Raw genomic sequence first — 15,231 nt, forward strand, 5'->3', positions numbered from 1 at the left:
ATTAATTATATAAAATAACTTAGTATATTAACAGTGAGCTATTAAGGTAATTATAATACAATATTATTTAAAATACTCGTTATTTGCACTGTTTTAGTGCACTTAAACGTTTTTTTATTTAATCTGGTGCGTAACTGGAGTTAAATAAATGCTTCTGTATATTCTAACGTTATATTGTTGACAAGATGTAACTTGTCGCTATTATACATTCTTCAAAAAACTCCAAATTACTTTTTATTTTACGTAAAAATAAAACATGTTTGATATAAATAATGGAAATTAAATAAGTGAAAACGGAGCAATTAAGGATACCTTACGGTTTTACCCTTATTGAATTAATGATAGTAATTGCTATTATCGGGATTTTATATGCAATTGCACTTCCAAGTTATACGAGTTACATACAACAAAGTCGAAGAGCTGATATCCAACAGGTTTTACTACAGCAAACAGCTGTTTTAGAAAGGCAATACACTCGTGTTGGTGGTTACCCAAATACATTTACTTTTCCTACCTCAGATTATTACTCCTTTAGCTATACAACCGATGCAACTACAGGCGCTTCAAATGGGTCTGAATTTACAATACAAGTTACACCTAAAGGTGCTCAGAAAAGTGATGAGTGTGGCAAGTTGTCTGTAAATCAAAGTGGTACTAAGTCAGCAGATAAATCTAAGTGCTGGTAAAAAAAAGCCTTGGTTTTACTTTACTCGAAGTTTTAATCACGATGACCATTATTGGTATTTTAACTGCAGTTGCGACTCCTTCGTTTATTACTTTTATAAAGCGGGATAGATTAGTTACAAATTCGAATCAACTGCACAGTGTTTTTAAATTTGCGCGTAGTGAAGCCATTAAAAGAGATCAAAGTGTTTCTATCAAAACGTTGAATAAACAATGGCTAGTAAAAACTGCTATTAATTCGACGCAAACCACGTTAAATATTTTTGAAACTACACATAGCAGCATTTCTGTAGATTTAAAGAATATTAATATTTCAAGTACGGGTGAATTAGGCCAAATGTATCAAATCTTGGTGAGCGATAAGCACAGTACAACTGGCGACTTTACTTTATGTATTTTACAAAGTGGACAAAGTTGGTTAGTTGAGGCCCCAGAGACATGCTAATAAATTACAGCAAAGGGTTTTCTCTTTTAGAAGTTATGGTTGCTTTAATTGTCGCGACGGTTGCATTGTTAGGGCTTGCTTCAGGTCAACTAAAATCATTGCAATATATTACAAACAGCTTTAATTATACGGTGTCAATAATTGAGGCTAATAATGTTTTAGAGCGTATTTGGCCTCATTTATGCGAGCTACAACAAACAGATCCAAGTTTGTACAACGATACTGACTTTAGAAATTATTTATCCCCACAAATTGATGCATATACACTCACTCTACCTGCTAACTTTTCAAATGATTTATCGGTTGAAGTAACCTGGCAAGATAAGCGTTTGACTGACAACTTAGAAAATCGCGTTGTAATTACAGGAAGCTTCCCAACACTACCTGATGGTTGCACGCCATGAAACATCTAATAAATAAACATAAAGGCTTTACTTTAATAGAGCTTATGGTTGCACTTGCTGCAGGTATGTTTCTATTAGGCGGTGTGAGTCTGGCTTATTCTTCAATTAATAGCAGTACCAGCACAGCAAAAGATTTAGAAAATGCATTAGATGTAATCCGATTTAGCAGTAAAGTATTTACACGAAGTCTAAAACAAACCAACTCAGTCCCTACTTACACAAATAATATTCTAAGTGTTGAGCAAGAGATGGGGTCATCTGCTTGTACTGGCTTAACTATTAGTGCGCCATTTATCGAAAAATATAGCCATGAAGATGACTCATTATTTTGTGATGTAGGGAATGGAAAAGTAAAAATATTAAAAGGTGTTAATGCAATTAGCTACGTAATTGATAACAACGTAGTGAGTGTCCTTGTAGAACCTACAAACTTACCAAGCCAATTCAATAACAGCTTAGTGATTGATATATCTTTGTCGCAAATGGTAATGAATAAGGCATTTCAATAAATGAAAAATACATCTGGTTTTACACTTGTTACTGTACTTATTTTAACATCTATGGCTTCAATTGTTGTACTTAGTACTCTTAGAGATAGTGTGATCCAGGAGCGCTTGAGTGGTAATTTTCAGAAAAAATTGAACGCAAGGTTGATGTCTGAGAAAGGGGTATTTTCAAGTATTGAAAAACTAGAAACAGCAATGCTTGCAGATCCGACTATAAATATTAACGATTTAATAGCCCATAATAGTGAAGTTTCTGGTACAAGTTCGCTTGAATCTAGTATATACAATGCAACCATTGAGATTGACAGTAATGGCGATATTTTAATTTCTAGCGAAGGTACTCGCTTTGAAGGTGAGAACCAAATGCAAGCTATATTCGAATATGTAGCTGGTGGGGGCGGAACGACCAGCAGTGCCTCAGTTTTTTCTAATGGAATTACAGGGTGTTCTGGTGTTGCAATTAGTGGAAGTGGCTTAATTGATAGCTATGATTCGTCTTTAGGGGATTATAACGACACACTAGCTGATGGTAACAAAAATACATCAGAAGAATCTTTTGTTAATACAGTTAACGACTCTGGTGATATTACGCTCAATGGTAGCGGTACAATTGAAGGTAATGTTCTATCCTCTAGTAATTTATCAATTATTCAAGGCGCTGATATTACAGGCAATATTCATAGTAATGGAAATTTAATACTCTCTGGTGGCGTGGTCGTTGGAGGGGATGCATCGGCATATCTAAGTTTCACACAAAGTAGTGGTACTGTTTCAGGTAGTATTTCAGCAAACCAATCTATATCAGTAAAGCAAACTCCAGTTGGTGGTGATATTAGTTCATCAGGTCCAATTTCTATTACAGGTAATGCAGTCCAAGGAACAATTCGTTCATATGATTTAGTCGCTCTTAATCAAACAACAATACGGCACGGCGTTTATACCTCCGGGAATTATGAGCAAACAGGGGGAAGTGTATACGGTGGAGTGCGTGTTCAAGGTAATGTGACGCTTAAACAGTGGGGCAGTACTATTGATAGTAAAGACCTTAGATACGCAGGTAATGGCTCTTTTAAGGGCGACACACCAGAGTATGCTTTTTCACCTTATAAAGTATCAAGTCCAGACATATCAATACCAACTATTGAGCCAGTTGAAAAAATAACACCAGAAAGTGAAAATAATAGAGGGTTAACTGCGTGTGATCCACTTGATATTGCAACAGCAATTGATAGCGTGTCAGTTAATACGACAAGCCCTGACCTTTTTATAAATAACAATAGCAGAGCTGGTGACTTACTCGAGTTAGAAACTAACACGGCTAACTTTTTAGTAGACTTTGGAAGCACTCCAGATGGTACCATCACTGCTAAAGCTGCAACTTTCCTTGATTCAGCAGCTCAAATATTTTATTTTGATGAAGTAACAATTAAAGGCCGAATGCAGGTAAAAAGTAATCATAATGCAGTTATGTTTGTAGATGGCGATTTTACAATGAATGGCGCAAGTTCGCTAACAATCCCTGATAACAGCAGCTTAACTATCATAATTAAAGGAAAGCTTAAGATAGGAAATGGGGCACAAGTTTACGCACCTGACAATGGGATTACAAATGAAGGCAGGCCCGTTTTTAGTATTTATAGTTCTTACAGTGGAAATGATACTGGAATAGAGTTTTCAGGTGGTACACGAGAGCTTTATGCTGTTATATACGCACCACTTTCACAAGTTAAAGTTACTTCAGCAGTTGGTTTTAAAGGGTCTATTTTAGGAGATACTGTTATTGTAAGCGGCGCCGGTGGTATTCACTTTGACACGGCGTTAAATGAAGCCAGTTTTGGTGGTTCTTCATCTGGTGGTAATGGATCTGCAAGCAAGTTAGTTTTCAAAGGATGGCGCTTTACCCCCGTTGAAAAAAGCAATGAATAACAAAGCTATTAGGTCGTTATTCAAAGCTCAATTCTATAAGGGAATCTATCAGGATTATTAAATTAATTACTTTGCTCAAGATTTGCTTATTTAAAACTCAAACGTAAAACCAAACTCTCTTAATTTTTCGTACACGTTTATGTCAAAACGATAAAGCGTTGCGGCTCTGTGAGCTACGTTGGTTTGTTTTTCTTTGCAGTTTATTAATAAGTTCATTTTTTGAAACTTACGTCTAAAGTTAGGTTTATCGAGTGATTTATTTAAAATAGACTCGTAAATTCCTTGTAGCTCAAGCAGGGTGAATTTTTCTGGGAGTAGGCTAAAACCAATAGGCTCGTGCCTTACTTTGTAGCGTAAATAATCTAAGCCGCTTTTTAAAATATCGGCGTGGTCAAACATTAAAGCCGGCACATTATTTACATCAAACCATTCACACTCTAAAGCATTGTCGCCACTCACAAGGTTGGTTTCTTCAAAGCGAACGAGCGAATAATAAACAATGGTAATAATACGTCTAGCAGGGTAGCGGTCTACGTTACCAAAAGCACCTAACTGATCTAAATAAAGGTTTTCAACACCGGTTGTACTTTTAACGACACGAAGTGCGGCTGAATCTAGGTTTTCATTTTTTCGAACCCAATGACCAATTAAACCCCACTGGCTTGTTGCAAGGCCGCGGTTATATTTAACCAGCAACACCTTTAACTTACCTTCATGAATAGCAAATACAATATTATCTACGGTTAGATTGCTAATGCAGTCATCAGGAATCGATTCTTCGTCGATGTTGTTAGAAATGTTTGATGTTTTATAGTGCATAAAGTACTCAGCCAAAGCTATACGAAGATATTGTTATAAAGACTATTAAGGGTATATAAAAGGTGGGTAAAGCGCAAATAAAAAGCTTTTATAATTCCTATTTAAAACAATCACATCTATTTAATTAATCACTTTATACACTGTACCTGTTTTTACGAGTTAACGCACATATTCGACTTTGGTTTGGTATTGGTTTTTTATTGAACGAATAATACCTTTGTATGTTAGTAAATTTAACGGCTAATTAGCGTCGTGTATTAAATACATTACCAGCAAATTAAAAATGTAACATAAATGTTTACACGCGCTAAAAATGCATATAGTATTTTTGACTATATCGATTTGCATTGAAAATTGAGCACACATGAACAACACAAAACACACACTCACAATTAAAGAAAAAATAGGGTACGGCCTTGGTGATACAGCCAGTAATATTGTATTTCAAATGGTCGCTAACTTTATGTTGATATTTTATACCGATGTTTACGGTTTATCTGCAGCCGCTGCGGGTACCTTATTATTAGCGGTTCGTTTATTTGATGGTATTACCGACCCAATAATGGGCAGTATTGCCGATAGAACGCGCAGCCGTTGGGGCTCTTACCGCCCATATATATTATTTTTAGCCGTGCCTTACGGTGTGTTTGCTTGCTTAGCATTCATAACCCCCGATTTTGATTCTACGGGCAAGCTTATATATGCCTACTTTACTTACGGGCTATTAATGACGTGTTATACCGCCATTAATATACCGTACGGCGCACTTGGCGCAGTAATGACAAACGACCCTAAAGAGCGTGCATCGCTTCAGTCATATCGGTTTGCAATGGCAATGGCTGCACTGCTTGTAATTGTATGGGCACTGCCTAAGCTAGTTGCTTTTTTTGGCGACGGCGACGATGTAGTAGGCTACCCGCTAGCCATGGTGTTTTTAGGCGGACTTGCAGCGGCTTGTTTTTTACTGTGTTTTAAAATGACCAAAGAAACCAAACAAGTTAAACCCGCGCAAAGTAAAAAGAATGCCTTTCTTGAGTTTTTAAGCTTATTTAAAAACGATCAATGGGTTGTAATAGCCGTTATAAGTCTAGCAACTTTAATATTAATTGGCGTTAGAGCCTCAGTAGCACCGCATTATATTAAGTACTACGTAGGAGAAGCCTCACTTACTTCTAACTTTTTAACACTCTCAGCAATTGGCTCAGTACTAGGCGCTGTGTCTACCAACTTTTTAACCAAATTTATTGAAAAGAAAACACTATTTATAGTCGCTTTAGTGGTCGTAATTATTTCTCACAGCATGTTTTACGTACTTGAGCGCGACGCCATAGTCACCATTTTTATCGTCTACTTTATTGCTAACTTTGCCCACATGATAATTACCCCAATTATGTTTTCGATGGTGGCAGATACGGTTGACTACGGCGCATTAAAAATTGGTCGCCGATTAACCGCTGTTACGTTTTCGGGTCATTTATTAGCAATAAAACTAGGCTTTGCAATTGGCGGTGCTATTGCAGGGTGGATATTATCTGGCTATGCATACGTGCCTAATCAAGAGCAATCAGAACACACGTTATCAGGCATTTTACTCGCCTTTGCTGGCATTCCAGTAATTTGTACCGTGGCATGTTTAATTTTTATAACACGTTACAAACTTACCGAGCCTGAGGTAAAGCGCATTCAAACGCAGCTGGCTGATAACAAAACCATAAACTAATTTAGCAGCCCACTTTGCACCTTTTAAAAGTGCAAAGTGGGCAGGCAATACTAGGAGTGAAAATGCAAAATACAGCACAAGCAGCACCCCCATCTAATGGATTAAGTGACGCTGAACTTAAACAGTTAAAAGACCTACAACGAGCCAACTCGTTAATACAAAATCATAATGTGTTAGTTGATCACATGTATACCGCCGATCCGTCTGCGCATGTGTTTAACGGCAAAGTGTATATTTATCCATCGCACGACATTGAATCAAAAAATGAAATTAATGATAACGGCGACCACTTTGCAATGCGCGACTACCATGTGTTTTCCCTTGACGAAAGCTCAGGCAAAGCCATAGACCATGGCGTAGCACTTTGTGTAGATGACGTAAAATGGGCAAGCAAGCAAATGTGGGCACCCGATGCAGCGCATAAACTTGGTCAGTATTACCTTTATTTTCCGGCGCGCGATCAGCAAGGTATTTTTAGAATTGGCGTTGCAAAAAGTGACAGCCCAACAGGTCCATTCAAAGCAGAAGATGATTACATTCAAGGGACGTTTAGTATTGACCCTGCTGTATTTGAAGATGACGACTCAAGCCATTATTTGTATTTTGGTGGCTTGTGGGGTGGCCAATTACAAAATTGGCAAACGAGCGAATTTAATGAACAAAACACGTATCCCAAAAATAGTGAACCTGCAATTCCTGCGCGCGTAGCAAAATTATCTGAAGATATGATCAGCCTAAGCGAAGACGTAAAAGAGGTTGTTGTATTAGATGAGAGCGGCTCACCAATTACAGTGTGCGATAACAACCGCCGGTTTTTTGAAGGTCCTTGGGTACATAAACACAACGGTGTTTATTACTTTTCGTACTCAACGGGCGATACACACAAAATTGTATACGCAACAGGCGATAACCCATACGGACCATTTACCTATCAGGGCGTTATTTTAAACCCAGTACTAGGTTGGACCACGCATCACTCAATTGTTAAACACAATGGTGATTGGTTTTTATTTTATCACGACAGCACGTTGTCGGGCGGGCAAACCCATTTACGCAGTATGAAAATGGCTAAGCTCGAACACGACTCAAACGGAAAAATTCAAACAATAAGCCCATATGAACACGCTTAGTAAAAATAGTTACAAACATTGCAAATTATCTGCGTAAGCACCGCTACAGCTTTTATTTGCGTAAAAAAGATATAGTCAATATGACCATTAATTTTTATTGTTAATGGTCAAAATAAGAGGAAGCTGAGGACATATGACAAAATGAAAATATTTTAAAGCAAAAAATTAGCACAAAGAATTAGCATAAACGTGCTGTTATTTAACGGTTTTTAGTTAAGTAACACATGTTTAAAACTGGTTGTGGTCTTTGTAAAACGTTTAAAACATACACACACAATAATTATTTATTGACCGTAAAATGAAACAAATAGTTTACAATTATGTTTCGAGTAATTCTTAAAGTCTTGCAGTACGTCAATAATAATTAAATAAGAAAAAGGCATCATGATGTTTAAGAAAAAGATAATTTCAACAGCCATACTCGCTGCAATGGGTACCGTTACGCTTCCTCACCAAAGCTACGCTGCAGAAACCGTTGCCGATGAAGATGTAGAAATAATACAAGTAACCGGCATTAGAGGTTCATTGCAGCGCTCTATGGATGTTAAACGCGATTCTTCTGGTATTGTCGATGCAATTTCGGCTGAGGATATGGGGAAATTTCCTGATACCAATCTTGCTGAATCACTACAACGTATTACCGGCGTATCAATAGATAGAGCGGGCGGTGAAGGTAGCCGCGTAACAGTCCGTGGATTTGGACCTGCTAATAACTTAATTACAATTAATGGCCGCCAACTTCCAAATACAACAGGTGACCGTACATTTGATTTTGCAAATGTCGCATCTGAAAGCGTATCGGGCGTGCAAGTTTATAAAACATCAGACGCAAGTGTTACTTCAGGTGGCATTGGTGCAACTATAAACTTAACAACCAACAGACCCTTAAATAGCCCAGGTATAAAAGCATCGTTTGGCGTTAAAGCTGTAGATGATCAATCTACCGACGAGGGTAGCATTACACCAGAGGTAAGCGGTTTATATTCGCAAACATTTGGGGATGACAAGTTTGGTATTTCGATTTCAGGTAGCTACCAAGACCGTGAAAGCGGTATGCAGCAGTTTATTCAAGATCAAGGCTACAGAGCATCTGATTACACAAATACAGGATGGGGCGGTGTACCTGCAGGCGCAGAAGGCGGAGCAAACAGACCTACATCAGGCATTTACTCAAACCCGCAACAACCACGTTATGTGTTTGAAGAACGTCAACGTGAACGTGTAAATGGTCAGTTGGTATTTCAATATCAACCTGTTGAAAATATTACAGCAACCCTTGATTACACGGGCTTTAAAACAACCGTTGAAGAGCAGCACACTGACGCCTCAGTTTGGTTTAACTACGCTGGCGACAGAAGTGAATCTGTTTGGGCGGGCGAGCCTAACGCGTACCCACTCATTTACTCAGAAATTTATGACATCCAAAGTGATGCCGATTTCCGCGATACGTCGCTTACGGTAGGTTCTTGGGGTCGCGAAGAAAAAACAGATTCATTAGGCTTTAATTTAGAGTGGACAGTGTCTGATCAACTTAACCTAGAGTTTGATCACCACAGTTCAAAAGCCTCAATGAAAGCAACTGATCCACGCCACGGTACACGTAACAATATTCAGTTACCATCGTACACACGTTCACGTACCGGGCTTGATTTAACCGGCGACTTACCCGGTATTGCTATTGGTAACATTGAAAATTTTACCCCAGAAACCATGCGTTTATCGGGTAGCTGGTTTGCAAACGACAAATACGATTCAGAAATCGATCAAACGCAAATTTCAGGTAAGTACTTTTTTGACGACAGTTTAAGTATTGATTTTGGTGTTGCAGTTAATAAAGTAAACAACCATTATCGTCATACACAAGTGCAGCGCCCAGATTGGGGTGGGGTTGGTGTTGAGGGCGACTTTGCTGATATCGATTGGCGCCAAGATACTATTTTAGATAAGTTTCAAGCTAAAGCGGGTAACTTTGAAGGCACTGCAACACAAGGCGAATACGATTTATTTAATACAATCTTTTTTGCCGATTTTGATGCGATTGTAAATGCAGCAGAGTACGCAGATCCTATTGCCAACGTAGATAACCTTTATGGTGATTGTAAAGCAGCCGACGGCGCAGCGGCAGGACCAAACGGCGAAGGACAATTTTGTGCTTCAACCGATTGGGATGCAGCAACAAACCGCTTTACTGAAGAAAAAACGCAGTCTGCTTTTGCACAAGTAAACTACAAAGGCGAATTGAGCGGCATGTTCTTCGACCTGCAAATTGGCTTACGCTACGAAAAAACAGACGTATTTTCTAAAGCAACCGCACCAGGTTACAGCCGCGTAGAGTGGAACGAAGATACAGCCACATCAGTAACCGGTGTTACCGGTATTGAAACGCTAAGCCAATCGGCAGATTACAGCCAGTTCCTGCCAAATATTAACTTTAATATTGAAGTTGTTGAAGATGTAATGATCCGTGCAGCAGCGAGTAAAACTATTTCAAGAGCGGGCTACGGTCAGCTGCAAGGCGGTACAACTATTAATACCGGTGGTAGTTTAAGTGGTTATTCGGGTGGCTCTGGTAATCCAGGTCTTAAACCGCTTGAATCAATTAACTACGATTTATCAAGTGAATGGTATTACGACGAAGGAAGCTATATTTCGTTTGGTTACTTTAAAAAAGACGTAACAAATTGGATCACTACAGGCACTATCGACTCAAATATATTTAACTTATATGACCCATTAAATGGTGAAAAATTTAGAGCTGCATCAAGTGCACTAGGTGGTAATGCATCTAACGAAGACATCAGAAATTACATTTTTGAAAACTTTGCTGATGATCCAAATGTGCAGCCTAATTTTGATGAAGATGTTGAGTTAGACGGCGGCACAATTGTTGGTGACCCAGACTCAGATGATCCAATTAACTTTAGAATAAACGTGCCTGTAAATGGCGACCAAGAATACACTATTGATGGCTTTGAATTTAATATTCAGCATTTATTTGGTGAGTCAGGTTTTGGCGGTATTTTTAACTACACTATGGTTGACTCAGGCCTTGAATACGACAACGACTCACTAGAGGATACAGAAGCACTAGTAGGGTTAAGTGACACGGCAAACGTGGTGTTCTTTTACGATAAAGAAGGCTTACAAGCGCGTATTGCGTATAACTGGCGCGACTCGTTTTTAAATGAGCGTCGTGTAAATGGCGATTTAACCGCACCAATTTACACTGATGAGTATTACCAAATAGACTTTAACGTAAGTTACGAAGTACCGGCAGTAGAGGGACTTACCGTATTTATTGAAGGTATAAACATTACTGACGAGTACGTAACATCGTACGGGCGCAAGCAAGAGCTGATTTATAATATCACTCAAACTGGCTCTCGTTACGGTTTAGGTGTTCGTTATAATTTTTAATAAATTAACACCTATTTAAAGCCGCATTTTGCGGCTTTTTATTTGCCTAAATTAACCTAGTAATAATAATACCCAACTGTTATAGTCAATGTGAATTTAACCTATTTGTTACATTTAACTCGTAGCAGTAGGTAAAGGCACACAACAACAATTGGAGCACACAATCCATGACCAATCATGCATTATTAAATAATGTTGAGCATCAGCATTTAAAAATAAACCCTGCACGCAGCGCACACTTAGGTGACGGGGTTTGGTACAGCGATACATTTGTGAGCGAATTTAGAGTCGCTCAAGCACATTACCCAATATTTTTTACCAAGGACGATACAACAAATACATTTTCGCCGGTGTGTTTGTACGGCATAAATAAAGACGAAAACTTATTTTTAGTAAACCAGCAATGGCAAGCACACTACATTCCGTTAAGTATGCAGCGACTGCCTTTTGCTATCGCGACTCAAAATACAATGCAAAACGGTGTAGCAACGCAAGAGCGCATGCTTAGCATTGATTTAGACTCACCAAAAGTATCAACAAAGCAGGGTATTAACTTATTTTTAGAACACGGCGGGAACAGCGATTACCTCGAAAACGTAATAAATGTGCTCGACAACCTGCATCATGGTTTACAACAAAACCAGCCCTTTATTAAAACCTTAATTAAACATGGTTTGCTTGAATCGGTATCGCTAGAGCTTGATTTAGTAAACGGGCTTAAACATAACTTACTCGGCTTTTACACCATAAACGAAGACACGCTTAACCAACTAAGTAGCGATGCAATTGCGCAGCTGCACTCACAAGGGTATTTAGCGTGTATATACATGGTCATTGCCTCGCAAGTACATGTACGTGATTTAGTCGCGCTTAAAAACGAGCAGCTTATGCTACAAAAGCACGCTGTGTAAGTGCTTAACTATGGAAAATTTAGAAAATAAAATTCAAACGCTTAATGGCTTAACTCCCAGCACCTTGCCCAAGGAGCTTTTAAACTCGTCTGTGCCTATTGTACTAAAAGGGTTTGTAAGCGATTGGCCCGTCGTTATTGCCGCTAAAAAATCTGATGCAGATGTAATTGATTATTTAACACCGTTTTACGAAGGTTTTTTAGTTAACACTTGCACAATACCCGCCAGTCAAAGCGGGGTTGTAGGGTATAACCCCGATATGAGCGGTTTTAACTTTACTAATCAACAAGCGGCATTTATTAATGCGCTTGAGCAAATAATGCAAAGTGCAAATAACCCACAAGCTGACACTTTATACATTGGCTCTACTAGCATTGCACAGTGCTTACCTGGTTTGGTTAATCACTGCCAAGTTAACGCATTAAACGAAGGCTGTTTATTTAATGTATGGGCAGGCGGAAAAGTTACCGTACCAGCACATTACGACGTAGCGCAAAATTTAGCATGTTGCGTTGCAGGTAAAAGGCGTTTTACTTTATTTGCCCCCGATCAAATAGACAATTTATATATAGGTCCGCTTGATAAAGCACCCGGTGGTCAGCCAATAAGCTTAACCACTACAACTGCACCTAACTTTGAGCAGTTTCCTAAGTTTGAGCAGGCAATAAAAGCGGCAATTACCGTTGATCTTGAAGCCGGCGATGCCCTTATATTGCCCAGCATGTGGTGGCACCAAGTAGAGGGGCTTGGCAGCTTAAATATACTGTTTAATTATTGGTTTAAAAATACGCCTGCGGTTTATGGTCAGCCTACTAATGCGTTGCACCTTGCTATTTTAAACATACGTAATTTACCAAAGCATGAGCGCGCAGCATGGCAACGTTTGTTTAATTACTACGTATTTTCCGATAACGAATTTACTCACATCCCAGAGCCTGCACAGGCTATTTTAGCAAAGCCAATGGATGAGCTTGCAGCGCGTAAATTAAGAGCCGAATTACAAAATAAATTAAGACGCTAAGCGTACTTGTAAGGTTTGAATTATGAATCAAAATGCAATTAAAAAAATCGTAATAGCAGGTGGCGGAACCGCCGGTTGGATGTGCAGCGCTGCAATGGCAAAGCTGCTAGGTAAAAATATTGAAGTGTGCTTAGTTGAATCCGATTTAATTCCTACCGTAGGGGTTGGGGAGTCTACTATTCCTACGCTGCATATATTTCATGATTTGCTAAAAATCAGCGAATCAGAATTTATGGCAGCCACTAACGCCACGTTTAAATTAGGCATATCGTTTGAGGGCTGGAAACAAAACCAGCAAAGCTACTTTCACTCATTTGGTTATGTTGGGCAAGGCTGTTGGGCTGCAGGTTTTCAGCACTTTTGGCTAAAAGGTATGCAACAAGGTGTTGCAGCCGATATTGGCGACTATTGCACAGAGCACGTAGCAAGTCGCTTGGGTAAATTTGCCGTAGTGCCGAATCAAGACCGTAACCATGCTTATCAGTTAGATGCAGGTTTGTACGCTAAATTTTTACGAAATTTTGCACAGCAAAACGGCGCTAAACGTATAGAAGGCATGATAAGCAAAGTTAACTTAGAGCCCACTAATGGCTTTATAAAATCGCTTACTTTAGGTGACGGGCAAATTATTGAGGGTGATTTATTTATAGATTGCACCGGCTTTAAAGGTTTATTAATAGAGCAAGCGCTACACACCGGATACGAAGATTGGAGCCATTGGCTCCCGTGCGACAGCGCAGTAGCAGTACAAACCGAATTAGTAAGCCCAATAGTGCCATATACGCGTGCAATGGCACATAAATGTGGTTGGCAGTGGCAAATACCGCTGCAAAGCCGCCGTGGTAATGGCTTAGTGTTTTGTAGTAAATACATGAGCGATGATGAGGCCAAAACAGCGCTACTCAATAACGTAGAAGGCAAACCTATTAATGAGCCGCGCGTTATTAAATACCGCACCGGTACACGGCGTAAACATTGGAACAAAAACTGTGTTGCTATTGGCTTGGCAAGTGGTTTTATTGAGCCGCTAGAATCAACCAGTATTCATTTAATTCAGCAAAGCATTATAAGATTAATGCAAAACATGCCAACCAAAGCAATCGAGTCGTGCTATCAAGATGACTTTAATAACAAAATGCGCTTTGAGGCCGAAAACATTCGCGACTTTATTGTGCTGCATTACCATGTGACACAGCGCACCGACAGCGACTTTTGGCGTTACTGTAAAAACATGCAAATACCAGAATCGCTTGCCAAACGCATTGAGCTATTTAAGCAAAGTGGGCATGTTTATAAAGTAGAGCAAGAGTTATTTGGTGAAGCCTCGTGGTTACAAGTGATGTTAGGGCAAGGGCTAGTGCCGCAAAATTATCACCCAATTGTTGATAGCATGAGCGATGATGAGCTTAAACGATTTTTAGAATCAATAAAAAATCATGTTGCTAAAAAAGCAGATAGCTTACCGAGTCACATTGATTTCATTAATCATTATTGCAAGGCTAAGTAAGTATTATGCTAACACTTGGCAATAATTTACAGCCGCAGTATGAGTTTATAGGGCAAGAGCAAACGCCAATTATTATAATTGACAACTACCTGAGTGAGCCGCAAAAACTTATAAACTTAGCGCAAAGTGCTGATGAAAGTGCTGAAAATCATGCGCAAAATCAGGGAGAGTTTAAACCTGACGAACTCACTCAATACCCAGGTTTACGCATGCCGCTACCAAAGCAATGTGTAGTTGATTACCTAAAGCCGCTTATACAGGGGTTTTATAACGTATTTAATATTGGGCAAACACTTACCCCATACCCAAAAGATAATACCTTATCGTTAATTACTAAAACGCAGAAGCAGCTATCACCAATACAAACCTTGCCACACTTTGATACCAACGATCCTAACTTAATTGCCATTATTCATTACCTTGGCGAAGGCGAGCATGGCGGCACTGGATTTTTTAGACATAAAAAAACAGGGTTTGAAACAATAAGCACAAAGCGCAAAAACACGTATTTAATGCATGCTCAACACATCCTTGAACGCAGCAAGGTAAAACCTAGTTACTGCACCACACAGCACAATGAGTTTGAGTGCTACAAGCACGTAGAATATAAGCCAAATAGGCTTATTGTGTTTCCTGGGTATTTGCTGCACACCAGTTTACTTAATACGTCTACCGATATTTCACCGTGTCCACAAACAGGGCGGCTAACGGCTAATATGTTTGTTCATTTTAAATAGGAAT

General features: G+C 39.1%; 13 protein-coding genes. 12 read left to right on the top strand and 1 reads right to left on the bottom strand.

What is annotated here, in order from left to right; genetic code table 11:
• The first annotated feature begins 287 nt into the window (after nt 1-287).
• Genes GQR38_RS12640 through GQR38_RS12660 form a run of 5 tightly spaced genes read left to right on the top strand, consistent with a single transcriptional unit; the run spans nt 288 to nt 3,965 of the window.
• Complete coding sequence (locus GQR38_RS12640) at nt 288-686, top strand: type IV pilin protein (protein WP_165721814.1); 399 nt, start codon at nt 288-290, stop codon at nt 684-686.
• On the top strand, nt 677-1,129 hold the full coding sequence (locus tag GQR38_RS12645; RefSeq protein WP_165721813.1) for a prepilin-type N-terminal cleavage/methylation domain-containing protein: 453 nt from the start codon (nt 677-679) through the stop codon (nt 1,127-1,129). The genes GQR38_RS12640 and GQR38_RS12645 overlap by 10 nt, the downstream gene beginning before the upstream one ends.
• On the top strand, nt 1,123-1,533 hold the full coding sequence (locus GQR38_RS12650) for a prepilin-type N-terminal cleavage/methylation domain-containing protein (RefSeq protein ID WP_007585189.1): 411 nt from the start codon (nt 1,123-1,125) through the stop codon (nt 1,531-1,533). Before GQR38_RS12645 ends, GQR38_RS12650 begins: the two co-directional genes overlap by 7 nt.
• On the top strand, nt 1,530-2,042 hold the full coding sequence (locus GQR38_RS12655) for a prepilin-type N-terminal cleavage/methylation domain-containing protein (protein WP_007585188.1): 513 nt from the start codon (nt 1,530-1,532) through the stop codon (nt 2,040-2,042). Before GQR38_RS12650 ends, GQR38_RS12655 begins: the two co-directional genes overlap by 4 nt.
• Nucleotides 2,043-3,965: a PilX N-terminal domain-containing pilus assembly protein gene (locus tag GQR38_RS12660; RefSeq protein WP_165721812.1), complete on the top strand. Its 1,923-nt coding sequence runs from the start codon at nt 2,043-2,045 to the stop codon at nt 3,963-3,965. It abuts the gene before it with no gap.
• A gap of 90 nt (nt 3,966-4,055) precedes the next feature.
• Here GQR38_RS12660 and GQR38_RS12665 read toward each other — a convergent pair whose 3' ends face one another.
• The gene (locus tag GQR38_RS12665) at nt 4,056-4,784 is read right to left on the bottom strand and encodes an NUDIX domain-containing protein (RefSeq protein WP_165721811.1); all 729 of its coding nucleotides are present in this window, start codon (nt 4,782-4,784) and stop codon (nt 4,056-4,058) included.
• A gap of 364 nt (nt 4,785-5,148) precedes the next feature.
• On the opposite strand from GQR38_RS12665, the gene GQR38_RS12670 reads away from it, so the two are divergent.
• From GQR38_RS12670 to GQR38_RS12700, 7 genes are all read left to right on the top strand, one after another.
• Entirely contained in the window at nt 5,149-6,504 is a 1,356-nt protein-coding gene (locus GQR38_RS12670) for an MFS transporter (protein WP_165721810.1), read from the top strand.
• A gap of 62 nt (nt 6,505-6,566) precedes the next feature.
• Nucleotides 6,567-7,634 carry a glycoside hydrolase family 43 protein gene (locus GQR38_RS12675; RefSeq protein ID WP_165721809.1) on the top strand — a complete coding sequence of 356 codons (1,068 nt, stop codon included), beginning with the start codon at nt 6,567-6,569 and terminating at the stop codon, nt 7,632-7,634.
• Nucleotides 7,635-8,021: 387 nt separating this feature from the next.
• Nucleotides 8,022-11,051 carry a TonB-dependent receptor gene (locus GQR38_RS12680; RefSeq protein ID WP_165721808.1) on the top strand — a complete coding sequence of 1,010 codons (3,030 nt, stop codon included), beginning with the start codon at nt 8,022-8,024 and terminating at the stop codon, nt 11,049-11,051.
• A 167-nt stretch (nt 11,052-11,218) separates the two neighbouring features.
• Nucleotides 11,219-11,962, top strand: a complete 744-nt coding sequence (locus GQR38_RS12685; RefSeq protein ID WP_165721807.1) for a SapC family protein — start codon at nt 11,219-11,221, stop codon at nt 11,960-11,962.
• A 10-nt stretch (nt 11,963-11,972) separates the two neighbouring features.
• Complete coding sequence (locus GQR38_RS12690) at nt 11,973-12,983, top strand: cupin-like domain-containing protein (RefSeq protein ID WP_165721806.1); 1,011 nt, start codon at nt 11,973-11,975, stop codon at nt 12,981-12,983.
• A gap of 22 nt (nt 12,984-13,005) precedes the next feature.
• Entirely contained in the window at nt 13,006-14,490 is a 1,485-nt protein-coding gene (locus GQR38_RS12695; RefSeq protein ID WP_165721805.1) for a tryptophan halogenase family protein, read from the top strand.
• Nucleotides 14,491-14,495: 5 nt separating this feature from the next.
• Nucleotides 14,496-15,227 carry a DUF6445 family protein gene (locus tag GQR38_RS12700; protein WP_165721804.1) on the top strand — a complete coding sequence of 244 codons (732 nt, stop codon included), beginning with the start codon at nt 14,496-14,498 and terminating at the stop codon, nt 15,225-15,227.
• Nucleotides 15,228-15,231 lie beyond the last annotated feature (4 nt).

It is taken from the genome of Pseudoalteromonas sp. c7(2019), from assembly GCF_011378625.1.
In the GTDB taxonomy this organism is placed as follows: Bacteria; Pseudomonadota; Gammaproteobacteria; order Enterobacterales; family Alteromonadaceae; genus Pseudoalteromonas; species Pseudoalteromonas arctica.

Bases quoted from the DNA above. Each gene is read 5' to 3' on its own strand.
- GQR38_RS12650 (WP_007585189.1), top strand. From the start codon at position 1,123: ATGCTAATAAATTACAGCAAAGGGTTTTCTCTTTTAGAAGTTATGGTT.
- GQR38_RS12655 (WP_007585188.1), top strand. From the start codon at position 1,530: ATGAAACATCTAATAAATAAACATAAAGGCTTTACTTTAATAGAGCTT.
- GQR38_RS12660 (WP_165721812.1), top strand. From the start codon at position 2,043: ATGAAAAATACATCTGGTTTTACACTTGTTACTGTACTTATTTTAACA.
- GQR38_RS12665 (WP_165721811.1), bottom strand. From the start codon at position 4,784: ATGCACTATAAAACATCAAACATTTCTAACAACATCGACGAAGAATCG.
- GQR38_RS12670 (WP_165721810.1), top strand. From the start codon at position 5,149: ATGAACAACACAAAACACACACTCACAATTAAAGAAAAAATAGGGTAC.
- GQR38_RS12675 (WP_165721809.1), top strand. From the start codon at position 6,567: ATGCAAAATACAGCACAAGCAGCACCCCCATCTAATGGATTAAGTGAC.
- GQR38_RS12680 (WP_165721808.1), top strand. From the start codon at position 8,022: ATGTTTAAGAAAAAGATAATTTCAACAGCCATACTCGCTGCAATGGGT.
- GQR38_RS12685 (WP_165721807.1), top strand. From the start codon at position 11,219: ATGACCAATCATGCATTATTAAATAATGTTGAGCATCAGCATTTAAAA.
- GQR38_RS12690 (WP_165721806.1), top strand. From the start codon at position 11,973: ATGGAAAATTTAGAAAATAAAATTCAAACGCTTAATGGCTTAACTCCC.
- GQR38_RS12695 (WP_165721805.1), top strand. From the start codon at position 13,006: ATGAATCAAAATGCAATTAAAAAAATCGTAATAGCAGGTGGCGGAACC.
- GQR38_RS12700 (WP_165721804.1), top strand. From the start codon at position 14,496: ATGCTAACACTTGGCAATAATTTACAGCCGCAGTATGAGTTTATAGGG.